This is a genomic window from Saccharopolyspora antimicrobica (genome assembly GCF_003635025.1).
GTDB lineage: Bacteria > Actinomycetota > Actinomycetes > Mycobacteriales > Pseudonocardiaceae > Saccharopolyspora > Saccharopolyspora antimicrobica.
In genome coordinates, this window is sequence record NZ_RBXX01000002.1 from 7,529,587 (window position 1) to 7,555,425 (window position 25,839).

25 protein-coding genes are annotated in these 25,839 nt (G+C 71.0%); 9 read left to right on the forward strand and 16 right to left on the reverse strand.

Features of this window, described 5'->3' with window-relative positions; all coding sequences use genetic code 11:
• Positions 1 to 26: 26 nt before the first annotated feature.
• Positions 27 to 1,550, reverse strand: a complete 1,524-nt coding sequence (locus ATL45_RS35535; protein WP_093154910.1) for an MFS transporter — start codon at positions 1,548 to 1,550, stop codon at positions 27 to 29.
• A 313-nt stretch (positions 1,551 to 1,863) separates the two neighbouring features.
• Here ATL45_RS35535 and ATL45_RS39195 point away from each other — a divergent pair, with 313 nt between their 5' ends.
• The gene (locus tag ATL45_RS39195) at positions 1,864 to 2,034 is read left to right on the forward strand and encodes a hypothetical protein (protein WP_170210438.1); all 171 of its coding nucleotides are present in this window, start codon (positions 1,864 to 1,866) and stop codon (positions 2,032 to 2,034) included.
• A 63-nt stretch (positions 2,035 to 2,097) separates the two neighbouring features.
• Here the strand turns inward: ATL45_RS39195 and ATL45_RS35540 are convergent, their stop codons facing one another.
• The gene (locus ATL45_RS35540) at positions 2,098 to 2,565 is read right to left on the reverse strand and encodes an RrF2 family transcriptional regulator (protein WP_093154986.1); all 468 of its coding nucleotides are present in this window, start codon (positions 2,563 to 2,565) and stop codon (positions 2,098 to 2,100) included.
• A 139-nt stretch (positions 2,566 to 2,704) separates the two neighbouring features.
• Here ATL45_RS35540 and ATL45_RS35545 point away from each other — a divergent pair, with 139 nt between their 5' ends.
• Positions 2,705 to 3,820 carry an NADH:flavin oxidoreductase gene (locus ATL45_RS35545; protein ID WP_093154909.1) on the forward strand — a complete coding sequence of 372 codons (1,116 nt, stop codon included), beginning with the start codon at positions 2,705 to 2,707 and terminating at the stop codon, positions 3,818 to 3,820.
• 33 nt (positions 3,821 to 3,853) lie between these two features.
• Here ATL45_RS35545 and ATL45_RS35550 read toward each other — a convergent pair whose 3' ends face one another.
• From ATL45_RS35550 to ATL45_RS35565, 4 genes are all read right to left on the reverse strand, one after another.
• Positions 3,854 to 4,057 carry a hypothetical protein gene (locus tag ATL45_RS35550; RefSeq protein WP_093154907.1) on the reverse strand — a complete coding sequence of 68 codons (204 nt, stop codon included), beginning with the start codon at positions 4,055 to 4,057 and terminating at the stop codon, positions 3,854 to 3,856.
• A gap of 16 nt (positions 4,058 to 4,073) precedes the next feature.
• Positions 4,074 to 4,880, reverse strand: a complete 807-nt coding sequence (locus ATL45_RS35555) for a family 1 encapsulin nanocompartment shell protein (protein WP_093154906.1) — start codon at positions 4,878 to 4,880, stop codon at positions 4,074 to 4,076.
• Positions 4,877 to 5,902, reverse strand: coding sequence for a Dyp-type peroxidase (locus tag ATL45_RS35560; protein WP_093154984.1), 1,026 nt, complete (start codon positions 5,900 to 5,902; stop codon positions 4,877 to 4,879). Before ATL45_RS35560 ends, ATL45_RS35555 begins: the two co-directional genes overlap by 4 nt.
• 172 nt (positions 5,903 to 6,074) lie before the next feature.
• The gene (locus ATL45_RS35565; protein WP_246025734.1) at positions 6,075 to 7,010 is read right to left on the reverse strand and encodes a LysR family transcriptional regulator; all 936 of its coding nucleotides are present in this window, start codon (positions 7,008 to 7,010) and stop codon (positions 6,075 to 6,077) included.
• Positions 7,011 to 7,192: 182 nt separating this feature from the next.
• On the opposite strand from ATL45_RS35565, the gene ATL45_RS35570 reads away from it, so the two are divergent.
• Positions 7,193 to 8,212: an FUSC family protein gene (locus tag ATL45_RS35570; protein WP_093154903.1), complete on the forward strand. Its 1,020-nt coding sequence runs from the start codon at positions 7,193 to 7,195 to the stop codon at positions 8,210 to 8,212.
• Here ATL45_RS35570 and ATL45_RS35575 read toward each other — a convergent pair.
• Complete coding sequence (locus tag ATL45_RS35575; RefSeq protein ID WP_246025735.1) at positions 8,172 to 8,711, reverse strand: DUF488 domain-containing protein; 540 nt, start codon at positions 8,709 to 8,711, stop codon at positions 8,172 to 8,174. The genes ATL45_RS35570 and ATL45_RS35575 overlap by 41 nt on opposite strands.
• A 27-nt stretch (positions 8,712 to 8,738) precedes the next feature.
• Positions 8,739 to 9,206, reverse strand: coding sequence for a GreA/GreB family elongation factor (locus ATL45_RS35580; RefSeq protein ID WP_170210439.1), 468 nt, complete (start codon positions 9,204 to 9,206; stop codon positions 8,739 to 8,741).
• A gap of 144 nt (positions 9,207 to 9,350) precedes the next feature.
• Between ATL45_RS35580 and ATL45_RS35585 the strand changes: the two genes are divergently transcribed.
• A complete protein-coding gene (locus ATL45_RS35585; RefSeq protein ID WP_211841368.1) occupies positions 9,351 to 11,618 on the forward strand; it encodes an FdhF/YdeP family oxidoreductase in 2,268 nt (755 codons plus the stop codon).
• On the opposite strand, the gene ATL45_RS35590 is transcribed toward ATL45_RS35585, so the two are convergent.
• Together ATL45_RS35590 and ATL45_RS35595 are read right to left on the reverse strand one after the other, a co-directional pair.
• Positions 11,619 to 12,845 carry a molybdopterin molybdotransferase MoeA gene (locus ATL45_RS35590; protein ID WP_093154899.1) on the reverse strand — a complete coding sequence of 409 codons (1,227 nt, stop codon included), beginning with the start codon at positions 12,843 to 12,845 and terminating at the stop codon, positions 11,619 to 11,621. It lies immediately after the preceding gene.
• Positions 12,846 to 13,084: 239 nt separating this feature from the next.
• Positions 13,085 to 14,104 (reverse strand): trypsin-like serine peptidase, encoded by a 1,020-nt coding sequence (locus tag ATL45_RS35595; protein WP_093154898.1) that lies wholly within the window; start codon positions 14,102 to 14,104, stop codon positions 13,085 to 13,087.
• Between the two features lie 213 nt (positions 14,105 to 14,317).
• Here ATL45_RS35595 and ATL45_RS35600 point away from each other — a divergent pair, with 213 nt between their 5' ends.
• The 4 genes from ATL45_RS35600 (at position 14,318) to ATL45_RS35615 (ending at position 19,866) form a co-directional block, all read left to right on the forward strand.
• Positions 14,318 to 16,624, forward strand: coding sequence for an FdhF/YdeP family oxidoreductase (locus tag ATL45_RS35600; RefSeq protein WP_211841369.1), 2,307 nt, complete (start codon positions 14,318 to 14,320; stop codon positions 16,622 to 16,624).
• Positions 16,625 to 16,635: 11 nt separating this feature from the next.
• Positions 16,636 to 17,484, forward strand: coding sequence for a formate dehydrogenase accessory sulfurtransferase FdhD (gene fdhD, locus ATL45_RS35605; protein ID WP_093154896.1), 849 nt, complete (start codon positions 16,636 to 16,638; stop codon positions 17,482 to 17,484).
• 254 nt (positions 17,485 to 17,738) lie between these two features.
• Complete coding sequence (locus tag ATL45_RS35610; protein ID WP_093154895.1) at positions 17,739 to 19,013, forward strand: ATP-binding protein; 1,275 nt, start codon at positions 17,739 to 17,741, stop codon at positions 19,011 to 19,013.
• A 403-nt stretch (positions 19,014 to 19,416) separates the two neighbouring features.
• Positions 19,417 to 19,866, forward strand: a complete 450-nt coding sequence (locus tag ATL45_RS35615) for a VOC family protein (protein WP_093154893.1) — start codon at positions 19,417 to 19,419, stop codon at positions 19,864 to 19,866.
• 55 nt (positions 19,867 to 19,921) lie between these two features.
• Here the strand turns inward: ATL45_RS35615 and ATL45_RS35620 are convergent, their stop codons facing one another.
• Complete coding sequence (locus ATL45_RS35620) at positions 19,922 to 20,965, reverse strand: polyprenyl synthetase family protein (protein WP_093154892.1); 1,044 nt, start codon at positions 20,963 to 20,965, stop codon at positions 19,922 to 19,924.
• A gap of 184 nt (positions 20,966 to 21,149) precedes the next feature.
• A complete protein-coding gene (locus tag ATL45_RS35625; RefSeq protein ID WP_093154890.1) occupies positions 21,150 to 22,547 on the reverse strand; it encodes an FAD-binding oxidoreductase in 1,398 nt (465 codons plus the stop codon).
• Between the two features lie 123 nt (positions 22,548 to 22,670).
• Here ATL45_RS35625 and ATL45_RS35630 point away from each other — a divergent pair, with 123 nt between their 5' ends.
• On the forward strand, positions 22,671 to 23,015 hold the full coding sequence (locus tag ATL45_RS35630; protein ID WP_093154889.1) for a winged helix-turn-helix transcriptional regulator: 345 nt from the start codon (positions 22,671 to 22,673) through the stop codon (positions 23,013 to 23,015).
• Between the two features lie 109 nt (positions 23,016 to 23,124).
• Here the strand turns inward: ATL45_RS35630 and ATL45_RS35635 are convergent, their stop codons facing one another.
• From ATL45_RS35635 to ATL45_RS35650, 4 genes are all read right to left on the reverse strand, one after another.
• Positions 23,125 to 23,616: a pyridoxamine 5'-phosphate oxidase family protein gene (locus ATL45_RS35635; RefSeq protein ID WP_170210440.1), complete on the reverse strand. Its 492-nt coding sequence runs from the start codon at positions 23,614 to 23,616 to the stop codon at positions 23,125 to 23,127.
• A 14-nt stretch (positions 23,617 to 23,630) separates the two neighbouring features.
• A complete protein-coding gene (locus ATL45_RS35640) occupies positions 23,631 to 24,056 on the reverse strand; it encodes a hypothetical protein (RefSeq protein ID WP_211841370.1) in 426 nt (141 codons plus the stop codon).
• Between the two features lie 142 nt (positions 24,057 to 24,198).
• Complete coding sequence (locus tag ATL45_RS40320; protein ID WP_093154887.1) at positions 24,199 to 24,399, reverse strand: MerR family transcriptional regulator; 201 nt, start codon at positions 24,397 to 24,399, stop codon at positions 24,199 to 24,201.
• 26 nt (positions 24,400 to 24,425) lie between these two features.
• On the reverse strand, positions 24,426 to 25,760 hold the full coding sequence (locus ATL45_RS35650) for an MFS transporter (protein WP_093154886.1): 1,335 nt from the start codon (positions 25,758 to 25,760) through the stop codon (positions 24,426 to 24,428).
• Between the last annotated feature and the right edge of the window lie 79 nt (positions 25,761 to 25,839).

Here is a 25,839-nt window from a genome sequence, read left to right on the forward strand (position 1 = left end):
ATCGCCGGGGAGGCGGACCGATTGCGCTACCGCTCGCGCAGCACGAACCAGGACGCCACGGCCACCACCAGCAGCATCGCGCCGCCCATGACGGCGGCGGCGGAGAAGCCGTTGCCGAAGGCCGTCACCGCCGCTGTTCGCAGCGCCGCGCCCATCTGCTCGTCCAGGCCGCCCGCGATCTGCACCGCCGCCCCGAGCGAGTTCTGCGCCTCCGCGTGCTGCGCGGAGGCCACGCCCGCGACCGGCTCCAGGGTGTTCCGGTAGATCACGCTCAACGTCGTGCCGAGGACGACGATGCCCAGGCCGGAGCCCAGTTCGAACGACGTCTCCTGGATCGCGCCCGCCGCACCGGCCCGGCTCGGGTCCGCCGCCGACATGATCACGTCCGAACCGAGCGTCGTCACCACGCCGACCCCGAGTCCGCTGCCCGCCAGCAGCGCGACGACGACGCCGTACCCGCTGCCGGGACCGAGCAGGGCGAGGCCGAGCATCGAGCCCCCGAAGACCAGCAGTGCCAGGGTGATGGCGACGCGATCGCTCAGCACCGCCGCCACGTTGGGCGCCAAGACCGCACCGACGGCGTTCGCGGCGGCCATCGGCAGCAGAGCCGCGCCGGCCAGCAGCGGTGAGTAGCCCGAGACGAGCTGGAAGTGCTGCGTGGCGAAGAACATCAGCGCGATGTAGCCGGCGAAGGAGGCGAGGATCGCCCCGGTGGCCACCGAGAACTTCCGGTCGGCGAACAGCGACAGATCCAGCAGCGGCTCCCTGATCCGGCGCTGCCGCACCACGAACGCGATGAGCAGCGCCACCGCCACCACGCCGATCATGAGGTTCGGCGCGGAAACCGAGCCGTGCTCGCCGATCTGCTTCAACGCGTACACCAGCCCGCCCAGCCCGAGGACGGACATCACGGCGCTGAGCGCATCCCACCGGCGCCGCACCTCGTCCTTGGACTCCGGCACGACGACCGCGCCGACGACCAGCGCGACGAGCACGACCGGCACGTTGATCAGGAACACCGATCCCCACCAGAAGTGCTCCAGCAGGAATCCGGCCGCGATCGGCCCGATGGCCGCGCCCGCGCTGTGGCAGGCCGACCACACGCCGATCGCGAACGCGCGCTCCCGGGCGTCGGGGAAGGTGATGCGGATGATGGCCACCGTGGCGGCCGCGATCATGGCCGCACCGAACCCGAGCGCGGCGCGGAAGCCGATCAGCACCACCGGAGTGGTGGCGAAGGCGGCCCCCGCCGATGCCAGCCCGAACACGGCGAATCCGCCGAGCAGCACCTTCTTCCGTCCGATGCGATCGCTCAGCGTGCCGCAGGTGACGAGGAAGGCCGCGACCGTCAGCGGATAGCTGTCGACCATCCACAGCAGTTGCGATGCGCTGGGCAGGAGTTGCTGCGACAGCGTCGGAACCGCCACGTGCAGGATCGTGAGGTCCATGCCGACCAGCAGCAGGGTCGTGCACAGGATTCCGAGCACCAGCCACCTGCGCTGGGAGACTTCGTTCCGGAGCGCCGATCCGGCGCCCGCATCGTCATTCATCACTTCTTACCGCGAATTCCGTTCGAGTAGCGGAAACGAGTCCGGTCACCGGCGTCCAGCAGCTTTGGAAACCTGTCGACCTGGATCTCACCGGACGAGCGGCCTTCGAGGGCCACCGGAGGAATCGTCGACCGTATGATCAGCCCGCACAAGTACGGAATTCCTTGTGCCATAGGAACAACCCGTATACCGACGGCGCTTTTCCACCCCGTGCGCTCAATTCGCCACCTCGCCACCGATGGCGCAGTAGTCTGACGCGAACCGGCCCGCAGGGGTCCGCGAACGCACCATGCTCGACGGCCGAGGGAACCCCATGGGCGAGCGGCAGCCGAAGAACCGGGACGGTGAGCCCAGAATCGTCGACATCATCGAGGGCGTCGTGCTCGGTGATGTGTCACAGGCCGGGCACATCGACGGCGACGTGCACATGAACCGCTCCGGCGTCGCGCGATGCGCACCTTCGCCGTTGTCGTCCTCGGCGTGATCGTGCCCCGGGATGACGAACCCGATCGGGAACTGGTCGAAATCGGTTAGCTCACCGCATTTTTCAGTCGATCTCGGCCATTCGTGCGCTGCTGGGCTTGTTCTCGTCGAGGCGGCGGAGCTCGCGGACGCTGTCGGCTAGCGTGCGATCGCCCAGCGAGGCGAGCACCGCTCGTTCGGCCTCCGCGGTGAGCGCGGCGAAGTACTCGCTCACGTTCGCCGTCACCATGCACACGCGCGCACCGCTCGGCGAGCACGCCCACAGGGGCTTGTCGCCGATCGCGCAGCGGTAGATCTCCGCCAGGGTGATCTCCTCCGCCGGACGTCCCAGCCTCGCGCCGCCCGCGCGGCCCTTCGCGCACACGACCAGTCCGGCGTCCACCAGCGGGACCAGGAGCTTGCGGACCAGGCTCGGGTTGGTGTCGAGGATGTCGGCCAGCTGCGCCGAACTCAGCGCTTCCGTGCCGCGCTCACCGGCGACCGCGAGGTACAGCATCAACGTGAGCGCACGGGAGAACCGGATGTCCAACATGGTCCCCACCCCCGTCCGCGGATCGGCGCCGATGCTACCCGACCCCATAATAGCAACTCTCACAGTTGCACTTATCCTTTGAAACTGTAATCTTGATTCGTACAGTTTCAGCCGGCACGTCCGACAGGAGACCGCCACCGTGAGCACCCGCGCAGCTCAGCTACTGTCCCGCCCGTTCGCGCTGGGATCGGCAACGCTGCCGAACCGGATCGTCATGGCTCCCATGACCCGCCAGTTCTCCCCCGGTGGCATCCCGGGCGACGACGTGGCCGTGTACTACGCGCGGCGCGCCGCGGCGGGAACCGGCCTGATCATCACCGAGGGCACCAGCATCGACCACCCCTCCGCCGGGTTCAGCGCCGACGTCCCCCGCTTCCACGGCGCGGAGTCGCTGGCCGGCTGGGCCCGCGTGGTGGAGGCCGTGCACGCGCAGGGCGGCAAGATCATGCCGCAGCTCTGGCACGTGGGCATCCAGCGGCCCGCAGGCGCACCGCCGTTCCCCGAAGCGCCGCCCGTCGGCCCCTCCGGGATCGGCCTCGACGGATCGCCCACGGGCACGGCGCTGACGCTCGGCGACATCGACGACATCATCGGCGCTTTCGCCGACGCCGCGCAGGAAGCCGAGCGCATCGGCTTCGACGGCATCGAGCTGCACGGCGCGCACGGCTACCTCATCGACCAGTTCCTGTGGGAGCGCACCAACCAGCGCACCGACGCCTACGGCGGCGATCCGGTCTCCCGCACCAAGTTCGCCGCGGACGTCGTGACCGCGATCCGCGAGCGCGTAGCCCCCGACTTCCCCGTCGTGCTGCGCTTCTCCCAGTGGAAGTCGGAGAACTACGACATCCGGCTCGCCGAGAACCCGGGCGAGCTGGAGGCCCTGCTCACGCCGCTCGCCGACGCCGGGGTCGACGCCTTCCACGCCTCCGGCCGCCGCTACTGGCAGCCGGAGTTCCCGGATTCCGGCTCCGAGCTCAACATCGCCGGCTGGACGAAGAAGGTCACCGGCAAGCCCGTCATCACCGTCGGCTCGGTCGGCCTGAACAAGGAGTTCGAGCCTGGATCGCTGAACGGGGCGACCGCGGCGGTGGAGAGCATCGAACGACTCCTCGACCGCCTGGAGCAGGACGAGTTCGACCTCGTCGCGGTCGGCCGAGCCCTCCTCGCCGATCCCCAGTGGGCGGACAAGGTCCTCGGCGACCGGATCCCCGACCTCACCCCGTTCAGCAAGGCAGCGGTCGAAACCCTGCACTGAGCGGTTCGTGAGCGCGCGGTCCGCGCTGCGCGCTCACTGCTCGTCGTCGTCCCGCTCCGCGTCCTGGGCGTCTGCCTGGCGGGTTCGCTCCGCTGCGATCTCCAGGGCGCGGCGGGCCGTTTCCTCGTCCGGGTAGGGGCCGAGCAGGTCGTCGGCCCTGCCCCGGTCGTGGTGCTGCACCTGGTGGGTTCGCAGGTTGAAGTACCAGCCCTGGTCCGGGTTCGGATCATCGGTCATGGTGCGCTCCTCCCGGTCAGCTCCCGGCGGGAGCCAGTTCGACGGCCGCCTCGGGCGTGTGCAGCTGGAAGGCGAAGGACTCCTCCAGGTACAGCTCGATCGACGTCGCGTCGTGGCCGAGGTAGCCGATCGACAGGTCGCGGCCCAGCACCAGTTCGCTGTCGCCGCCGCGGGTCGACACCAGCAGACCGCCGTCGAGCGCCGGTGACCACAGAACGTCACCGCCCACCACCCGCGACAGCTCCTCGATCGCGAGCCGTCCGCCGAGCAGCGAGCCGCTGACCGCGGTGTGCACGGCCGGGCTCAGCAGCAGTGCGCAGGGGCCGCCGACTCCCGAGGAGCGCAGCGCGGTTCGCGCCTGCGCCACCGCTTCCGGGATCGCCGAGACGTCCTCGGGCAACGCGATCGCTTCGTGGGACGAGCCGCTGCGCAGACCGTCCGAGGCGACCGCTGCCAGTCCGTCGAACACCGCGCTGTCCTCGGCCATCGCCATCTGCTGGGCCGCGGCGACCGCGGACGACCAGTCGGCGTCCTGGGCGCCGCGCTCCACCGAGTCCACCGCCTCGCGCGTGACGCGGAAGGGCATCCGGAGTTCGGCCACCGGGCTGGCCCGGCGCACCCGCACCTGCACGCCCGCCGCCGCGGTGCCGGGCTCGTCGAGGTGGCCGGTGCCCACCGCGGCCAGTTCCGGTCCCCTCGGCTCCGGCACGTCCACCACCCGGCGGGCACCCGCGTTGAGCGCGAAGGCGTCGCGGACCTGGGCCTCCAGGTCCTGCCAGGCCGCCGCCGAGATCGGGGCCAGCTCGCGGTGCAGGTTGTTCATGGCTGTCGTCCCTTCAGGCTGCCGATGCGCAACGACGCGTCGGCCTCGGGCGCGCGGCCCGGCTCCGGTGGGGGTGGCTGGTCGTCGAGGAAGTCGGCGGTGGGCACCACGAACAGCGATCCGGTGACCGCGGTCGAGAAGTCCAGGATCCGGTCGTGGGTGGCATCGGCGGTGCCGAGGAACATCCGCTCCAGCATCAGCTCGATCACCGCCGGATCGGCGGCGTAGCCGATGAAGTAGGTGCCGAACTCACCGTCACCGAGGCTGCCGAACGGCATGTTGTCGCGCACGATCTGCCGCTCGGTGCCGTCCGCGTCGACGATCGTGGTGACCGCGACGTGCGAGTCGGCCGGTTTCACCTCGTCGTCCAGCTCGATGTCGTCGAGCTTCGTGCGCCCGATCACCCGTTCCTGCTCCTCGACCGGCAGCGCGTTCCAGGAAGCCGTGTCGTGCAGGTACTTCTGCACCACCACGTAGCTGGCGCCCTCGAACGGGGCGTCCGCCGCGGCCGTGACGTTCACCGCCGTGCGCGCCGCGGGGCCGCTGGGGTTCTCCGTGCCGTCGACGAAGCCGAGCAGGTCCCGCTGGTCCCAGTACTTGAAGCCGTGCACCTCGTCGACCACCGAGACGGCGCCACCCAGGCGCTTCAGCACCTGCTGGGCCAGTTCGAAGCACAGGAACATCTGCCGGGCGCGGATGTGCAGCAGGACATCACCCGGGGTGGACACCGCCCGGTGGCGTGGCCCGGCGTACTCGGGCAGCACGTGCAGCCCGGCCGGGCGAGGTCCCGAGTACAGCCGGTCCCAGGCCGCCGAGCCGATGCCCGCCACGCAGGCCAGGCCGCCCTCCGGGTAGCGGAATCCCACCGCTCGCTGCAGTCCGGCCAGATCGCCAAGCAGGTCCCGCACGGCCGGTTCGCCACCGCCGTTGATCGTCAGCACCAGGAAGATCGCCGAACCGGTCAGCGGAGTCAGCACCGGCTGCGGCTCCGGCGGTGCAGCCGACGGGTCCGCGCTCGACATCTCCACGCCGGTCCTCCAGAACGTTCTCGCACCGCACTGTGGTCGCGATTCGCGGGAAGCATGCAGCACCCGTTGTCCTCCGGCAACATCACGACGCGCGAGTCGATTCTGCTGCGCGGGCGCGCGCACCGTCCAAGACGCGGTTCCGACCGCTCAATAAGCCGCGCCGATATCAGCTGGTCGCCGGGCCGTGGTCGAACGAGTCGGTGGCGCGGACCGTCCGCGCGACCTGCACCAGGGCCCTGGTGAGCACCGATCCGGGCTCCACCGCGCTGGTGACGAGGGCGATCTCGGCGGTGACCGACGGGTCGCGCAGCTTCAGCACGCGCGCACCGGCCGGTGGGCGCAGGGTGCGGATCCAGGTGTGCGGCACGATGCTCGCCCAGCGGCCGGTGCCGACGTGGGCGAGCAGCGCCACCACGGAGTCGGCTTCGAGCCGCGGCACCACCGTCAGCCCCCTGGCGGCCAGCGCGTCGTCGATCAGCTGCCGCCCGCGCATCCCCTGGGTGAGCAGGCACATCGGCAGCTCCAGCGCGTCCGGCCACCCGATGGCGTCGGGCTGTCCGGCGAGCAGCTCGCCGCTGGCGATGAGCACGTGCTGCTCCTCGTAGAGCGGGGTGACCACGAGGTCGGTGGTGTTGAGCCCGTGCGGGTAGATCACCCCGGCGTCCAGCTCGAACCGGCGGATCCGGTCGATGATCTCCGAGGAGCGCAGGCTCGTCTCCAGCTGCACGCGCACCAGCGGGTGCTCGGCGCAGAACGGGTCGGTGAGCAGCGCGACCGTGCTCGCCGCCGCCGGGATCACGCCCATCCGCAGCTCTCCGGTTAGCCCGGTCTGCAGCGCTGTGACCTCCTGCTTGAGCGAGTCGTGGTCGGCCAGGATGCGCCGCGCCCACAGCACGAGCCGCTCCCCTTCCGGGGTGAGCCCTTCGAAGCTGCGCCCGCGCCGGACCAGCGGCACCTTCAGCTCCTGCTCCAGCTTGCGGATGGCCTCCGACAGCGCCGGCTGGGAGACGTGGCAGGCGGCAGCGGCGCGGGCGAAGTGGCGCTCGCGGGCGAGCGCGACGAAGTACTCGAGCTGGCGGAAGAGCATGCCCCATTCGACCACGCAAGCGGCCCATCTCGGCTGATAGGCGCGGTCGATCGGCGCCTCGGAACTTCCGCTTGGACGCGGCCACCGGCGGTCGGCAAGACTCGACGGCCAGGAGCAGGGCCGAGGTGGGCCGCCGTCGCGGTATCGCCGCCTTCCGACCGTGGCGCGCCGCCGCGGACGACGATCGGAGGGTTCCCTTGCACGCCCAGGTGCTGATCCGCCCCGCTGCGGATGACCACCGGCACGCGCTCAGGGTCGCCGCCGGGTTGTTCGTCCCCGGACTCGCCCTGCTCGCCGCCGGGCGTCCCGATCTGATCATCTACGCCGTCTTCGGCTCCTTCACCGGCATGTACGGCCGGGCCGAATCCGACCGGCTCCGCATCGTGCACCAGGCCCAGGCCGGCGCTGTGCTGCTCAGCGGGGTGAGCGCGGGCGTTCTGCTCGCTGGCGCGCACGCTCCCGCGTGGGTGCTGGTGGTGACCGTGGCCGGGTGCGCTTCGATGTGGTCGCTGCTGGCCGACCGGCTCGGTCTCCGGCCCGCCGGGCCGTTCTTCGGGATCTTCGCGCTGGGTGCCACCGCGACCGTTCCCGCGGGGCGGGTCGCGCCGTGGGCGGCGATCTCCATCTGCGCCGCGACCGCGCTGTTCTGCCTGCTGGTCAGCCTCGTCAGCGCCCTGCGCTCCCGCGAGCCCGCCGGCCGCCGCCAGGTGGAGCGCGGGCCGGGCGCGCTGGTCCACGCGGCGCGCTACGCGGTGGCCGTCTCGGCCGCGGGTGCGGTCGGGCTGCTCCTCGGCATCGACCACGCCAACTGGGCGATGGCCTCCGCGGCCGTTCCGCTGGCGGTCGTCGGCGTGCGCGACCGGTGCGCTCCCGGGATCCACGGCATCGTGCACCGCGGGATCCACCGCGTGCTGGGTACCTTCGCCGGGCTCGCGATCACCGCCGTGGTGCTGCTGCCCGACCTGCCCGGCGCGGCGCTGGCCGTCATCGTGATGGCCCTGCTGTTCCCCACCGAGCTGTTCATGGCCCGCCACTACGGGCTGGCGCTCGGATTCTTCACCCCGCTGATCATGCTGATGACCGACCTGGCCGCACCCGCCGATCCGCTGACGATGCTCCGGGACCGCGCGGTCGACACGCTGATCGGCGTCAGCGCCGGGATCGCGGCGGCGATCGTCATCCGGAGTCGAGCGGGGGCTGGCCCGCGTCGTAGATGAGCACGCCCCGCTCCGGGAGCAGGCGGGCTTCCGGGCTCGGGCGGTGCGGCCGGACCTTGCCGTCGTGCATCAGGTGACCGACCGGCACCCCGCGCACCAGGGTCAGGTAGTCGGCGATCATCTTGCGGTGGCAGCGCCACCACAGCGATTCGGCGCACATCACCGCGTTCAGCTCGGTGGCCGCGTCGGTGAGCAGGTCGTCGATGGCGGCCCGGAAGTCGGCGGTGCGCATGTGCTCGGCGTAGCCGGCGAACGAGCGGTTGCGCAGCGCGGTGTCCGGGCCGTCCGCGTGCGCCCGGCGCCAGCCGCCGAGCCGCGATTCCCAGCGGTAGCCGATGCCCTCCTCGGGCACCCAGTGCGACATCGCCGCCCGGGCGGCGTCGGGATTGCGCCGGCTGCCGGGTGCGGTGCGCACGTCGACCAGCTCGCGGACGCCGGCGCCGCGCAGCAGTCCGGTCATGGTGGCCGCGTCGGCGGTGCCGTGGCCGAAGGTCAGCACCTCCGGCTCCCTCGGTGCCTCCAAGGCTCAGTCGCCGGGGACGTCCAGGGAGACGACGTGGGCCCGCACCTCGCCCGCCGGTGTCGAGTAGCTGATGGTGTCGCCCGCGCGGCGCCCGGCGAGCGCCCGTCCCAGCGGGCTGTCGGTGGTCACGGTGATGTCCTGCCGACCGGCCGCGATCTCCTCGGGGATCGCCACCGCACGCACCTCCTGCTCGGTGCCGTCGTCGAACCGCAGGGTGGCCCTGGTGCCGTCCGGAACCCGGCCCGGTGACCGCTCGGGGCCGCCGGCGAGCAGATCGGTCACCGTCGCGATCCGCTCGTCGACCGCGATCAGATCGTCGCCGCTCTCCAGCGCGTTGGCCTCGTCACCGCGGTCCCCGACGTCGCTCTCCTGCTTCTGCATCGCGGCGGCGAGCGAGCGGCGGCGCTCCCGCAGCGTCGTCAGTTCCGCCTCCAGCTCGGCGCGGGTCCGCTCCGGCAGTTGCTCGGTCATCTCCGGTCCTCCTCCGTGGGTCGCGCTCCTCATCGTGCGCGGAAGGCCCGGCGCAGCGCAGCGCGTGGCCCGCTGCTCGCTTTGCCGACCTGCGGCCGCGGTGGTGGGATGCGGAGGTCGGGCGCCGCAGGGCAGGAGCGTGTGATGAGCGAGCGGACCAGCGAGCCGGAGTTCCGGCCCTACCACCACCCCGCCGCCGGTTGGGGCGCCGCCAGGAGCGTGACCGAGTTCCTGGTCCGCGAGCGCGAGCTGGTCGACGGGCCGCGGGCGATCATGCGGATGAACCACGAGAACGGCGGCTTCGACTGCCCGGGCTGCGCGTGGCCGGACGACACCAAGGGCCTGCACCTGGACATCTGCGAGAACGGCATCAAGCACGTGACCTGGGAGATGACCCGCAAGCGGGTCGGCGCGGAGTTCTTCGCCGCGCACACCGTCGCGGAGCTGTCGCAGTGGAGCGACTTCGAGCTGGAGGACCAGGGCCGGCTGACCGAGCCGCTGCGCTACGACCCGGGAACCGACCGCTACGTCCCGGTCTCCTGGCCGGAGGCCTTCGCGCTCTTCGGCCGCGCGATGGCCGAACTCGACAGCCCCGACCAGGCGTCGTTCTACACCTCCGGGCGCCTCGGCAACGAGGCGACGTTCCTGTACCAGCTGATGGCGCGGGAGTTCGGCACGAACAACCTGCCGGACTGCTCGAACATGTGCCACGAGGCCAGCGGCCGGGCCCTGAAGGCCGCCTTGGGCACCGGCAAGGGCACGGTCGACCTCGAGGACTGGGAGCTGACCGACGCCCTGTTCATCATGGGCGTCAACGCCGCCTCCAACGCGCCCAGGATGCTCACCTCGCTCGCCGAGGCCTACCGCAGGGGCGCGCAGATCGTGCACATCAACCCGCTGGTGGAGGCCGCGGCCACCCGCACGATCATCCCGCACGACTTCGCCCGGATGGCCACGTTCAAGGCCACCCGCACCAGCACGCTGAACGTCCAGCCGCGCATCGGCGGTGACATGGCGCTGGTGCGCGGCATGGCCAAGGCCGTGTTCGAGGAGGCCGAGCACGATCCGAAGGCCGTCGACGCGGAGTTCGTCGACCGCTACACCACCGGCTTCGACGCCTACCGGGCGCTGTGCGAGGCCACGCCCTGGGCGGAGATCGAGCGCCAGTCCGGGGTCAGCCGCGCGGTGATCACCGCCGCCGCCCGCGTCTACTGCGAGGCCGACCGGAGCATCTTCAGCTGGTGCCTGGGCATCACGCAGCACGAGCACGGCGTCGACACCGTCCGCGAGATCGTGAACCTCCTGCTGCTGCGCGGGAACCTGGGCCGGGAAGGCGCCGGCCCGTCACCGGTGCGCGGGCACAGCAACGTGCAGGGCAACCGGACCTGCGGCATCGACCACCGCCCGGAGGAGGCGTTCCTGGACCGGCTGGCCGAGGTCTGCGGGATCGAGCCGCCGCGGGCCCACGGGCTGGACACGATCGGCACCATCGAGGCGATGCACCGCGGCGAGGTGAAGGTGTTCGTCGGCATGGGCGGCAACTTCGCGCTCGCCGCGCCGGACACACCGCACACCTTCGCCGCGCTGCGCAAGTGCGAGCTGACCGTGCAGGTCAGCACCAAGCTCAACCGCAGCCACCTGGTGCACGGCAAGCAGGCGCTGATCCTGCCCTGCCTGGGGCGCACCGAGAAGGACCACCAGCGCGGCGGGCTGCAGGCCACCTCGGTGGAGGACTCGATGAGCATGGTCCACCTCTCGCGCGGCATGAAGCGCCCCGCCTCACCGCACCTGCTCTCGGAACCGGCCATCATCGCCGGGCTCGCCGCGGCGGCGCTGCCGGGCAGCCGCACCCCGTGGCAGCACTACGTCGAGGACTACGACCGGATCCGCGACACCATGGCGCAGGTCCTCGACGGATTCGAGGACTTCAACCGGCGGGTCCGCCTGCCGCTGGGGTTCCGCATCCGGCAACCCGCCCGCGAGCTGGTCTTCCACACCCCGTCCGGGCGCGCGGAGTTCTCCACCGCCGCGCTGCCCGACGTCGTCCCGGCCGCCGGGGTGCTGGCGCTGGGCACGATGCGCTCGCACGACCAGTGGAACACCACGATCTACTCCGACGACGACCGCTACCGCGGCATCAAGAACCTGCGCACGCTGATCTTCATGAACGCCGAGGACATGCGGGACCGGGGCATCGGCGAGTTCGACCGCGTCGACATCACCAGCACGGCCCGGGACGGCAGCACCCGCACGCTGAACCGCTACCAGGCGATCCCGTACGACATCCCGCGCGGCTGCGCCGCGGGCTACATGCCCGAGATGAACGCCCTGTGCGCCATCGGCGACTACAGCACGCAGAGCGATCAGCCGATCATGAAGCACGTCTCGGTGACGGTCGAACCCTCGGCCTGATCACCACGGGCGCGGCGTTTCGAGCACCTCGACGGCCGATCCGGCGGCGAGACCACCGGGCGGGACGACGGCGAGGCCGTCGGAGAGCGCCAGCCCGCGCAGCATCGCGGGCCCGCCGAAGGGCAGTGCGGTGGCGGTGTGCGCGCGGAGCTCGACCGGCAGCAGCTTGGTGTCGCGCGGGTGCCCCGGCAGGTCCGCGGCGGCGGTGAACCTGCGCGGCTCGGCCTCCGCACGGCCGTTGAGGCGGTCCAGCAGCGGCTGGACCAGCGTCGCGGTCCCGGCGACGGCCGCCAGCGGATTGCCCGGCAGCCCGGCCAGCCACCGGGCGCGCCCGTCCCCGGTCGGCGGGAGCTCGGCGAGCAGCATCGGGTGGCCGGGGCGGACGGCCACCGAGTCGACCAGGAACCGGGCGCCGAGCTCGGCGAGGGCCCGGTGCAGGAAGTCGGCCGGACCGGCCGCAGTGCCGCCGGTGGTGATCACCACGTCGGCCGGGGAATCGGCGATCGCGGTGCGCAGCAGGTCGAAGTCGTCGGGGATCCGGCGGCTGCCGGTCAGCTCGCCGCCGCACCGCAGCCAGGGCCCCAGCAGCGGGCTCAACGCGTCGCGCACCCGGCCGTCGCGGGGCGGACCGGAATCGAGCAGCTCATCGCCCAGCACCAGCAGTTCCACCACCGGGCGGCGGTGGACCGCGATCCGGTCGTGCCCGGCCGCCGCGGCCAGTCCCAGCACCGCGGGCGTGACTGCGGTGCCGGGCGGGAGCAGGACCTGTCCCGCCCGGCACTCCTGACCTCGCGGCCGGATGTCGCGGCCGGGGGCCGGTGCGCGGCCGGACAGGGTGGTGCCCGACGGATCGACCTGGCCGTCCTCGCGGCGCAGCACGGCCGTCGTGCCCGGTGGGAGCTCGGCGCCGGTGGCGATGCCCAGCGCGGTGCCGTCGGCGAGCGGTTCGGCTCGGGCACCGGCCAGCACTCGTCCGTCCCGCAGCTGCCACGGACCCGGTCCCGCCACCGCCCAACCGTCCATTGCGGACGTGTCGAACGCCGGGAGATCGGTCCGGGCGGCGAGCGGTTCGGCCAGCAGGTGGCCGAGCGCTTCGGGGAGGTCCCGGGCGACGGCGGGCAGCGCTCGGGCGGCGGTTCGGGCGGTTTCCCGCGCCTGGGCCCAGGTAGGCGTCGGCAGGGCTCCCACCTGGGGCGGCGTGCCGCTGGTGGGTGTTGCCAGGTCCATCGGAGTCCTCGCGCCGGGTCGTCGGTCGTGGTGCCGCCGTGCATTGTCCATTGAGGACATCACGATGTCGCGGCAGGTCCACTCGACCACCAGCCTCCACCCATCCGGACGGCTGGTCAAACGGCAGGTTCTACCAGGTGATAGGTGGTGCTTCTCAGGCTCCCGGAGGGCGCTTCCGGACGTTCGCGGTGATCGGACGCGGAAGAACCTGGCGTCCGCCGGATCTGCGGGTCAGGCGATCACCAGGCCTCTTCGGCCGTCCGGTGGAGCGGTTCGGTGATCTCGGTGGTGAACTGCGGGCCCACCAGGTATCGGGTGCATCCTTCTCGCTCGCCGGGCGGGCAAGGGTTCCCGCCGCGGTCGAAGAAAGCGCTATGGCTGTTGTCGCCGACGACCGTGCCGATCCCGGTCGTCATGTTCAGTTCGGAGAACCGGGGGCCGCCGCTGGAACCGCCGCCCATGGTGCAGGGAACTCCCCACTGGTTCGCGGCGGCGGGGTGCTCGGGAGTGCCGTGGTCCTCCTTCGCCGGTCCCCGGCAGTAGGAGAGCCGCTCGCCGATGTACTCCGGCAGGCCCTCACGCGCCGGATCCGAAGTGGCGCGCGGATATCCGAACGAGGTCGCGGTGCCGGCACCTGGTTCGCCGAAGCCGATGCGCTGGGCGGCACCGACCACGTCCTCGGCGCGCTGCCCGCGCTCGTCCGGGTTGAGCACCACGAAAGCCTGATCGTAGGCGTCGTACACCTCGCCGTGCTGCTGGTCGTTGTGCAGCCAGGTCTCATCGACGATCGCGATCCGGCCGGTGAACCGGCCATACGGCGCCTGCCCGTCGTGATAGCCGGGGATGAACAGCACGTTCTGCGACCACTGGTTGTTCTCGCCGAGCAGGTCCGTGTTGTTGACGCAGTGCCCGGCGGTGACGATCGTGCTGCGGTTGGCCGCCTCGACCACGGTCGCGGTGCAGCTGGCGTCCTCGCCGTGGTCGGTGAAGAACAGCCGGCCCACGGTCTTGGCCAGCGCGTTCGGCGTCGTCCACGGGGCGCCGTCCGGCCCGGCTTTGGGCGGGTTGTCCGACGCGGGCTCGGTGAGCGCGGCGATGCGCTCAGGGGTCCAGTAGTCCTGCACCGCCTGCTGCTCCGCCGCGGTGGTGGCCAGGCGGTGCTCACCGACGGACCCGGCTGCGGCGGGCGGGGCAGTCAGTGATCCCGCGGCCAGGGCCGCGCACCCGGCGACCAGGCCCTTCAACTTCGTGCTCGTCATGCGGTCAAGCTAGGGAACCGAGATCAAGAACTTGTCAGCTTCCTGTGGTCAGCTCGTGAGAGTGCCACTCTTCCGGTCGTGATGCCGGACACCCTGTCCAGGTGGTCGCGGTGCGGGTTTCGTCGTGAGATAGCCGGTGCCTATCAGGTGATCGACGTCGCTTCTTTGACTTCCTCGCGCGAGCGGCATTGGCTGGACCAGCGCGGACGGCGAATGACGAGGGAGCACGGGATGAGCGGGTTCGACGGTTCCAGCGAGGACGAGCTCTCGGTCACGCCGCCCAAGACCTGGGCCGCCGGGGTGCCCGCCGTGGCGCACGCGCTGGAGTACTCGCTGGCCCAGACCTCGCCGCGGCGGACGATGCTGACGCTGCTCAACGTCAACCAGGCGAAGGGCATCGACTGCCCCGGCTGCGCCTGGCCGGAGGCCGGGCCGAAGCAGCGGCACCTCAACGAGTACTGCGAGAACGGCGCCAAGCACATCAACGACGAGGCGACCACTCGCCGGGTCACCGCCGACTTCTTCCGCGAGCACCCCATCTCCGAGCTCGCGGGCCGGACCGATCAGTGGCTCAACCACCAGGGCAGGCTCACCGAGCCCGTGGTGAAGCGCCCGGGATCAGACCACTACGAACCGATCGGCTGGGACGCCGCCTTCGACCTGCTCGCCACCGAGCTGCAGGCCCTGGACTCCCCCGACGAAGCGCTGTTCTACACCTCGGGGCGGCTCAACAACGAGGCCGCGTTCCTGCTCCAGCTGTTCGCGCGGGCCTTCGGCACCAACAACCTGCCCGACTGCAGCAACATGTGCCACGAGTCGAGCGGCTCGGCGATGCAGCAAACGCTGGGCGTGGGCAAGGGCACCGTGAGCCTCGACGACATCCACCAGGCCGACCTGGTCTTCGTCGTCGGCCAGAACCCCGGCACCAACCACCCGCGGATGCTCTCCGCGCTGGAGGAGACCAAGCGCAACGGCGGGCAGGTGGTGGCGGTGAACCCGCTGCCGGAAGCCGGGCTGTTCCGCTTCAAGAACCCGCAGAAGGTCCGCGGGGTCATCGGCCGCGGCACCGCCATCGCCGACCAGTTCCTGCAGATCCGCCCCGGCGGCGACCTCGCGCTGTTCAAGGCGCTGAACCTGCTGCTGCTCCAGGCCGAGGACGCCGCTCCCGGAACCGTGCTCGACCACGACTACATCCGCGAGAACACCAGCGGTTTCGCCGAGTTCGCCGAGCAGGCCCGCGAGCTGTCCTGGGAGCAGGTGCGCACCGCCACCGGGCTGACCCGCGAGGAGATCGAGCAGGTCCGCGACCGGGTCCTGGCCAGCAAGAGCGTCATCGTCTGCTGGGCGATGGGGCTGACGCAGCAGAAGCACGGCGTGCCCACCATCCGCGAGGTCGTCAACTTCCTGCTGCTGCGCGGGAACTTCGGCAAGCCCGGTGCCGGGGCGTGCCCGGTGCGCGGACACAGCAACGTGCAGGGCGACCGCACGATGGGCGTCTGGGAGCGGATGCCGCAGTCCTTCCTGGACGCGCTGGAGCGCGAGTTCGGGTTCACCCCGCCCGCCGAGCACGGCCTGGACTCGGTGGACTCCATCCGGGCCATGCTCGAGGGCCGCGCCAAGTTCTTCCTCGGCGTCGCCGGGAACTTCGTGCGCGCCGCACCGGACAGCGAGCTCACCGAGCGGGCGATGCGCCGCTGCCGGCTGACCGCGCACATCTCCACCAAGCTCAACCGCTCGCACACCGTCTGCGGCGAAACGGCCCTGATCCTGCCGACGCTCGGGCGCAGCGACCGGGACGTCCAGGCCAGTGGTGAGCAGTTCATCACCGTCGAGGACTCGATGAGCGCCGTGCACGCCTCCCGCGGCCGCCTGGAGCCCGCCTCGGAGGCGCTGCTCAGCGAGGTCGCCATCATCGGCCGCCTGGCGCGCCGGACGCTGGGCGCGAACTCCGAGATCCCGTGGGAGGAGTTCGAGGCGGACTACAGCACGATCCGGGACCGGATCTCGCGCGTCGTGCCGGGCTTCGAGGACTTCAACGCGCGGGTGGCCGAACCCGGCGGTTTCGTGCTGCCGAACCCGGTCAACAGCGGGAACTTCCGCACCGCGACCGGCAAGGCGATGTTCACCAACAACGACTTCGAGATGCTGACCGCGCCCCCGGGCCACCTGGTGCTGCAGTCGCTGCGCTCGCACGACCAGTGGAACACCATCCCCTACGCCCCGAACGACCGGTACCGGGGGATCCACAACGCCCGCCGGGTGGTGCTGGTCAACCCCGACGACCTGGCCGAGCTCGGGTTCGCCGACCGCGCCGAGGTCGACCTGGTGAGCGTGTGGCACGACGGGGTAGAGCGCCGGGCGCGCGACTTCCGCGTGGTCGGCTACCCGACGACGCGCGGCTCCGCGGCGGCGTACTACCCGGAGACCAACGTGCTGGTGCCGCTGGACAGCGTGGCCGACATCAGCAACACGCCCACTTCGAAGGGGATCGTGGTCCGGCTGGAGCCGGCCGGGTCCTGAGAGGACGACCTGTGGGACGAGTCACCGCACGACGGCGCGTGCTGCGCATCCGCGACGGGGTTCCTTCGCACCGTCCGGACACCCTCGCGGCCGAGGAACCGATGGAGATCCGGGTCGGCGGACACCCGCTGACCATCACCATGCGCACCCCGGGGCACGACTTCGACTTGGCGGCCGGGTTCCTGGTCGGCGAAGGCGTCATCCGCTCGGCCGAGGACGTGGTCGGGATCCGCTACTGCGCGGGTGCCACCGCCGACGGCGGCAACACATACAACGTCGTCGACGTCGCCCTGGCTCCCGGTGTGGCGCTGCCCGGTGCTTCGCTGGAGCGCAACTTCTACACGACGTCCTCGTGCGGCCTGTGCGGCAAGGCGAGCCTGGACGCGGTGCGCACCAAGACGACCTGGCCCCTCGACGAGTCCTCGCCGAGCATCGGCTTGGGCACGCTGACCACGCTCCCCGACCGGTTGCGGAAGGCCCAGCGGGTGTTCGACAGCACCGGAGGGCTGCACGCCGCCGGGTTGTTCACCGCTGACGGCGACCTCAGCTGCGTGCGCGAGGACGTGGGCAGGCACAACGCGGTGGACAAGGTGATCGGTGATGCCCTGCGCTCGGGCCGGCTGCCGCTGCGGGACTCGGTCCTGATGGTCAGCGGCCGGGCCTCCTTCGAGCTGGTGCAGAAGGCCGCGATGGCGGGCATCCCGGTACTGGCGGCTGTTTCCGCCCCGTCCTCGCTGGCGGTCGACCTGGCCGCGGACACCGGGCTGACGCTGATCGGCTTCCTCCGCGGCAACTCCATGAACATCTACACCGGCGCCGATCGCATCCGGACCGGCCTCGCCGCGGATCTGGCCCGCTAGTTCCGGTTGTGCTCTCCGGCCGGAGCAGCGCGAAACAGATGCCGAACTGTCCGGAGTGAACTGCTCCCGACGGAGCGGCAGGACTCGTTGATAGGCGCGGGTTATCGGCAGAACGGGAACATCTCTTTGCCACGATCCGCTGTGGCGGCGGAGAATTCGGCCCAGTTGCACATCCTGCGCTGCACGCGGAGTCCGCCCGCCGGGAACCGGACTCCTGCGGGCACCGCGGCGCGGGCGGATGCGGGAGGTGGGCCATGCCTGCTTGGCGGGTGCGCGATTTCCACGACGACGACCTGGACCAGGTGATCCGCATCTGGGACCAGAGCAGGGAGACCGGCGAGCCGGTCTTCTCCGCCGCCGAAGTGGTGTCCATCGCGCGGGCCGGGCACCCGGCCCTGGTCGCGGTGGTCGAGCAGGAAGTCGTCGGCATGGCCGCGGCCAAGGTGGAGGGCGAGCGGGCCTGGCTGGCGCTGTTCGCGCTAGACGCCCGGTGGCGCAACCGCGGCATCGGCAGCGCGCTGCTGGCCGAGCTGGAGAAGAAGCTGCGCGGCCTCGGCGTGCACCGCATCACCAGCCTGGTTCCCGAGGGTGCCGCGGGTTTCCGGGCGATGGTGAACTCCGGTTACCGGCCGCGCACCGACCTGACCTACTTCGAGAAGGTCGAGGAGCTGGATCCGGCCGACTTCGACGTGCTCGAGCACCTCGGCGGCATGCTCCTGCCGCCCGGGAGGTGGGCCGCGCTGGCGGGCATGCAGCGGGAGAAGGACATCATCGAACGCCGCGTCGTGCTGCCGATCTCCCACCCCGACCGGGCCGAGCGGCACGGCGTGCTGCCGCCGAAGGCGATCGTGCTGTTCGGCCCGCCGGGCACCGGCAAGACGAGCTTCGCCAAGGCGGTCGCCTCCCGGCTGAACTGGCCGTTCGTGGAGCTGTTCCCGTCCCGGCTGGCCGCGGCCTCCCCCGAAGGCCTGGCCACCTCGCTGCGGGAGGTGTTCACCGAGCTGGATGAGCTCGACGACCTGGTCCTGTTCATCGACGAGGTCGAGGAGATCGCGGGCACCCGCACGACGCCGACGGCGGGTCCGGCGCACGGCGTGACCAACGAGCTGCTCAAGCTGATCCCCGGTTTCCGGGAGCACGACCACCGCCTGCTGGTCTGCGCCACCAACTCGGTCAGCTCCCTGGACCCGGCCTTCCTGCGCCCCGGCCGGTTCGACTACATCATCCCGGTCGGCCCGCCGGATCCGCCCGCCCGGCGCGCGATCTGGTCGCGCTACCTCGGCCCGGCCCGCGACAACGTCGACCTGGACCTGCTGGTGGAACGAACGGAGCTGTTCACCCCCGCCGACATCGAGTTCGCCGCCCACCAAGGAGCCCAGGCCGCCTTCGAGCGCGACGTCCTGCACGAGGACCGGGATCTGGCGACGACGGCGGAATACCTGAAGGCGATCGACGACACCCGGCCCACGCTCACCGCCGAAGCCATCGCCGACTTCGAGCAGGACATCGACACCTGCACCCGGCTGTAGTCCGCGGGCCGACCTCGTTCTGCGAGGGAGTCACCTTGCGGGATCTCAGCGCCGTGGTGCATGACCAGGGACGGTGTTCCCGCACGCGATCCGGGAGGTCGCCCGGCGCTGCGCGGGCAGGACCTGCTCGCTCGTCAGCTGGCCGTGCATGAGAGCCGGACTGACCTGGGTAACCCGGGCTGGAGCACGGCACAGGCTTCCCGGACTGGTTCCTTGGGGGCACCGATGACAAGCAGCCGACGAACCGGGGCCGATCTCCGCCCGGAGGCGGCCGAGCCTTCCGATTGGACGAGCGGGCCGATACGCAGCTCCGCCGATCCGGAGGAGACCTTGCTGGAGTTCCTGCGGACGACCTACGCGGCCGCCGCCGATACATCCGAACGCGATCCCGCAGGAGGCGGCGATGCGAACCGACGACCTACCGGCACCCGAGACCGGGCTGGTGCTGACCCACTTCCTGACCGTGTCCGACGTGGCACGTTCCCGGGCGTTCTACGCCGCCGTCTTCGGCGGGCAGGTCGTGCTGGCCGAGAACCCGTGCATCGTCAAGGTCGCCAACAGCTGGATCATCATGAATCCCGGCGGCGGCCCGACCCCGGACAAGCCCGGTACCGTCCTGCGTCCACCGGAATCCAGCGACGTGGTCTCGGCGTTCCTCAACGTACGCGTCGCCGACATCGCCGCCTTCTACGCCGACGCGCGCAGCAAGGGCGCCGAATTCCTCACCGAGCCGCTGGATCGCAAGGCTGAGATCCGTTGCTACCTGCGGGACCCGGACGGATACCTGATCGAGATCGGGCAGGCCACCGGCATGCTGGAAGGCGTCTTCGCCGACCCGCCGGCCGGTACCTGATCACGATCGGCTCCCGCGTTTGCCTGCGGCAGCGCGGAACTGCTGCCCGAGCCCATCATCTGGTCCTCCCGATCAGGGACTGGGACAGGGCGTTGAAGCAGGCCCGGGTTTCGGCCGGCATCGACAGCGCGGTCAGGCAGTCGTCGACCTCGGCGAGGTGGCGGGCGGCCTCTCGCTCGGCGAACTCGCGGCCGCCCGCCTCCGCCACCAGCTCCGCCGCCAGCCGCAGCTCGAAGTCGGTGCGCACACCGCGTTCGACGAGCACCCCCAGCCGTTCGCTCGCCGAACCACCCGCGGACAGCGCCGCGATGACCGGCAAGGTCCGCTTGCCCTCGCGCAGATCCCCGAACACCGGCTTGCCGGTGTTCTCCGGATCGCCCCAGATGCCGAGCACGTCGTCGGTGCACTGGAACGCCAGGCCCAGGTGGCGCCCGAGGCGGTCGAAGCAGTCCGCGACCGCCTCGGACGCCCCGCCCAGCAGCGCACCGGCCGCGGCGGAGAAGGCCAGCAGCGCGCCGGTCTTGGCCTCCGCCATCGCCTGGTACTCGGCGACGCTCACCGCCTGCTCCCCCGTCCACGGCCGCTCGGTGAACCGGATGTCGTCGACCTGCCCGACGACGACTTCCCGCATCGCGGTGGACAGGCGCATCGCCGCCGCGGCCGCGTTGGGGCGACCGCTGCTCAGCAGCACGCCGAAGGCCTCCGAGTGCAGCGCGTCCCCGATCAGGATCGCTTCCGGGACGCCGTACTCCTTCCACACCGCCCGCCGCCCCCGCCGCAGCTCGTCGTTGTCGATGATGTCGTCGTGGATCAGGCTGAAGTTGTGCACGAGTTCCACGGCCGCCGCCGCGGGCACCGCGGCCGACGCCTCGGCCCCGACCGCCTCCGCCGCGAGCACGGCCATGGTCGGCCGGATGGCCTTGCCCGCCGAGCCGCAGCCCTCGCTCCGCCAGCCGAAGTGGTACCTGCCCACGTCCCCCAGCGATGGGCCCAGCCGGTCCACGAGCTCCCGCAGCACGGGCTCGGTGAGCTCACGAGCACGCCGGATCGCGTCGAGCCCCAGCTCGTGATCGGTGCGCGCGGTGGCCGGAAACGTCATCGTGATCCGCCTCAATCCTGATCTGGTCCCCCGGTCAGAACGACGCTATCCACGCGCCACACCCGTCGTATCGGCCGAAATGGCAAGCTTGATCAACCGATCGGCCGAGGTTGATGACCGCGCCCTCGTACTTTCGGCCAGAAATGCACCGGTCACGATCACTCGACCACGCCGAATCCGCTCATCACCTAGAGTCGGAGAATTCACCAGGAGTGCTGTCGGCGCGACGTCCGATGTGCTCCGCGGGCTGGATGTTCTGGTTGCTGCGCAGCAGGTTTCCCGGATCGTAGGCCGCCTTGACCGCGCGTAGGCGATCGTGATTCCGCGCCCCGTAGGCGCTTCGGATCCGGGCCTGATCGGCGTCGCGGGGCAGGTAGCTCACGTACGCCCCGCCCGCCGAGTGGGGTTCGAGGGCCGCCACGAGTTCCCTGGACCAGGCCCGGTTCTCGGCGTCGGCCGCCGGGTCGTCCCACTTGGCCTCCACGAACACGTTGTAGCGGGCGTGGCGGAAGCCCACGGCGGTGCTGGCGGGATCGGCGCGGGAGATCGCGCCGTGGTAGTGCTCGACGTTGATCGCGCTTGCCGGAGAAGGAGCGGATGCCGCGTAGTCGGCGAGCACTTCCACCACTTCTTCGTTGAGGTGGCGCAACGTGGTGGTGTTCCAGTAAACGCGCTGGCACCACCGCGCGCCCTCGTCCAGGAAGCGCTGGCTGTCGGTGTAGCTGCGGGGCGCGACCGTGTCGGCGGCGGGCGTGGCGGCGCGGCGCAGGTCGTCGATCAGCGGCACCTCGTCCGCGCCTCCCACCACCCTGGGAATGACCACGATGACAGGTTCACCGTCGTCTCCGTGCTTGAAGACCAGGTCGGCCACGGTGTTGTCCGGCAGTTCCTCGGCTCGGGCGCGGAACGCCGCGGCCACCTGCTGCGCCTGGTCGAGCGGCCAGACCAGCAGACCGGTGGTGACCCCGGAGACGGGGTGGACCGCGAACTCCAGGCGGACGGCGACGCCGAAGTTCCCGCCACCGCCGCGCAGGGCCCAGTACAGCTCGGGCTCGTGATCGGCATCGGCGCGTACGAGGGTGCCGTCGGCCAGCACCACCTCGGCACCGCGGAGGTTGTCGACCGCCAGCCCGTGCAAGCCGCGCAGCGCGCCGACCCCGCCACCGAGGGTCAGCCCGGCCACGCCGGTGCTCGAGACGATCCCGCCCGTGCTGGCCAGTCCGTGCCGCTGTGTCGCGGCGTCGTAGTCACCCCAGGTCGCGCCGGGGGCGGCCCAGGCGATCCGGCGTTCCGGGTCGACGCGCACCTCCCGCAGGCCGCTGAGGTCGAGCATCAGCCCGTCGGTCACCGCCGCGAACCCGGCTCCGCTGTGGCCGCCGCCGCGCATCGACAGCGCGATGCCGTGCTCGCCCGCGAAGCGGACCGCGGCTTGCACGTCGGCAACATCGCGCGCGGTGAGGATCGCCGCAGGCACTTGCCGCGGATGGGCGTACAGGTCCCAGGCCGGGGCCTCCGCCACTTCCGGCCCGGTCCTGGTCCGCCCCGGGAAAGTGCTGCGCAAGCGCTCCGCCCACGTCGTCATAGCTCTCCGCCACCTCGTTCCGCGTCGTTCTCCGTGCTGCGCCCGGCCGGGCGCAGCCTCAGAGTGGCACAGAGTAAGTCACTTATCAATGTATAGTGGGTGGCGCCGTGGTAAGGTCCAGCCATGGCGCACCCGTACGACCAGGGCGAGCAGTTCTGCCCCGCCTACCACCACGCCGTCGAGCTGATCGGCCGCCGGTGGACCGGGGTCATCCTGCGCCAGCTGCTGCACGGCACCTCCCGGTTCGCCGAGATCCGCGACGCGATCCCCGCGCTCACCGACCGGATGCTCGCCAGCCGGCTGCGCGAGCTGGAGTCCGAGGGGATCGTCCGGCGGACCGTCCTCGACACGATCCCGGTCAAGGTCCAGTACGACCTCACCGACAAGGGCCGCGACCTCGAACGCACGATCACCGCGCTCAGCGAGTGGGCCGACCGCTGGGACGACAGCGCTCCGGCCGCGAACTGACCGCGGAAACACCAGCGGCGGGCCCGCCTTTCGACGAGCCCGCCGGAAACCCGGTGGGAACGGGGAGAAGACGCGCGCGGCACCGGAACCGCTGCCGCCGCAGCGTGTTTCAGGGAGCTGTCGTACCGCCTAGAGGCATCGGGGGCAGACCGAGCTTGCGGTGATCCCAGGACCTCGTGCGGTCGACGTGCAGCCGCACCGCGACGCGCTTGTGCAGCATCGTCTCCACCAGCGGCTTGACCTCCTCGCTGTACGGGCCGTGGTAGCGCTCCCACATGTCGACGCCGACCTTCCAGAGCGCGTCGGCGTCGTCGACGAGCTCCGCACGGCCTTCCATCGAGACGCCGCGCAGCACGTCGTAGGTCTCACCGTCCTCGATGAGCACCGTGGCCCGCGGGTCGCGGCCGATGTTGACCGCCTTCTGCGCCTTCGCCTTGGTCTCGAACCACAGGTCACCGTCGATGACGGCGAACCACATCGCGACCGCGTGCGGGTGCCCGCCGGGCCCGAGCGTGATCAGCGTCGCGGTGCGCTGGGCCGAGACGAAGGCCGAGATCTCCTCCGGCGTCATCCGGACCTCGGCCCGCTGGTTGCGTCCCACTGCTGTCCTGCTTCCTATTCATTGCTCAGGGTTGAGCGTGGTTGGATGTTTCGCTCTCCGCACCGGCATAGCTGCGTGCTGGAGTCCTGGACCGGCAGTCTGGTCCGACGGCGACCAGCCCGATCGAGCAAGATCTGCTTCACCCGCTCGTGCGGCGTGTACAGGGCGATGTCGGAATCACCGTCTCGTTGCTCGATGTTGATCGCTCCGGCATGGTCGGCTTGCCAAAGCCGACGGCCCTGCGGAGACCGCAGACGCAGGGTTCCGGTCGGAGCGACCGTGGTGTTCAGCGGGATCTTGACCAGGCTACGACGCTCCAACCCGGGAACAGCCAGCCACACGTTCCCGCCCTCGGTGAGGGTGAACGACTTGTGCCGGTCGCAGCGCACCACGATCTGATTCGCAGTCAGGCTGCGCCCACGCTGCCAGTGATGCCGCATCTGCCTGTGCAGGAGCGTCCGTGGCGGGAAGCAGCTTCTCGCTTGAGGTTCATCCCACCGCCGATCTCGCGGAAACCCACTCGTCCACAGCAAGACCCGATCGCAGCAGAACCTCTCCATTGCCTCGACCTGACAGGCGAGATCATCTTCTGCCCCGGGGATGAGATCGGCGGTGCACAAACGTCTTCCGGGAGGACACGTCGACCCCGGACTGAAGCACGGTGAGTACGTCGGTCTCGGTGAAGTACCGCTGACCCGCTGGGGCGCGCTTGGCCGTGATGCGGCCCTCGCTCTCCCAGCGTCGAACGGTCTGAGGCGACTTGCCGATCGGTAGTCTGAACAAGAAATCAACTACTAGTCACCGCCTCCTCATCCCGCGGGTTCGTCGCGGAGGTCGCGGCCGCTGGTCTCGGCGATCAGCAGCACGGCGGTGATGCTGATCCCGACCGCCAGCACGATGATCCAGCTCAGCGGCAGGCTCGACCCGCCGGTGCCCGCCACCAGCGCGGCGGCGACCATCGGCGTGAAACCGGCGCCGAGCAGGCTCGCCATCTGGTAGCCGAGGGATACGCCGGTGTAGCGGACGCGGGTGCCGAACATCTCCGACAGCATCGGGGCCAGCGGCGCGTACATCAAGTTCTGGAAGACCTGCGCGGTCATCAGCGCGGCGGTCATCGCCAGCACCGAGCCGGTGCCGACCAGCGCGTACATCGGGAAGGCGAAGACGACCGCGCCGATCGCCCCGAGCATCAGCACCCGCCGCCTGCCGATCCGGTCGGACAGCGCCGAGAACAGCGGGATGCCGACGAGCCCGGTGAGGCTGATCAGCAGGTGCGCCCGCATGATGTCCGGCAGCTCGTAGCCCAGTCCGGACGCGTAGGCGACGCTGTGCGAGCCGATCAGGGCGGTCAGCGCGAACGGTCCGATGCCCGCCGCGCAGGCGAGCAGCACCGCGCGCGGCTTCCGGAGGACCCGCACCAGCGGCACCGGTTCCCGCTTGCGTGCCTCGCCCGCCGCGACGGCTTCGCGGAACAGCGGGCTCTCCACGACGCTGAGCCGGACGTAGAGGCCGATGATCAGCAGCACCGCGCTGGCCAGGAACGGGATCCGCCAGCCCCACGCCAGGAACTGCTCCTTCGGCAGCAGGGTCACCAGCGCCACGGCTCCGTTGGACAGCAGCGATCCCAGCGGGGAGCCCATCTGCATGATCCCCACCCACGCGCCGCGCCGTCGCGGATCGGCGTGCTCGATGACCATCAGCGCGGCCCCGCCGTACTCGCCGCCGACCGCGATGCCCTGCACGACGCGCAGCAGCACCAGCAGCAGCGGCGCGGTCAGCCCGAGGGTCTCGTAGGTGGGCAGCACGCCGATGAGCACGCTGGCCACGCCCATCAGCAGCATGCTGGTCACCAGGGCGGACTTCCGGCCGAGCCGGTCGCCGAAGTGCCCGAACAGCAGCCCGCCGAGCGGTCGCGCGACGTATCCGGCGGCCAGCGTGCCGAAGGCGGCGATCGTGGAGGTCGCCGGGTTCGACGCCGGGAAGTACAGCGTGCCGAAGACCAGCGCGGCCATCGTGCTGTAGAGCAGGAAGTCGTAGTACTCGATGACGGTTCCGAGCAACCCCGAGAACGCCACCTTGCGCACCTGCCGCGCGTGATCGCGCCCCGATTCGATCCCAGCTGTGACCGGTTCCTGCCTCGTCATCGACCCCACCGCTCTCCAGGCACCAGGAGCTGACCAAGCGCTTGCTCGACGCAAGCTACGCACCCGGTCGACCGCGGTC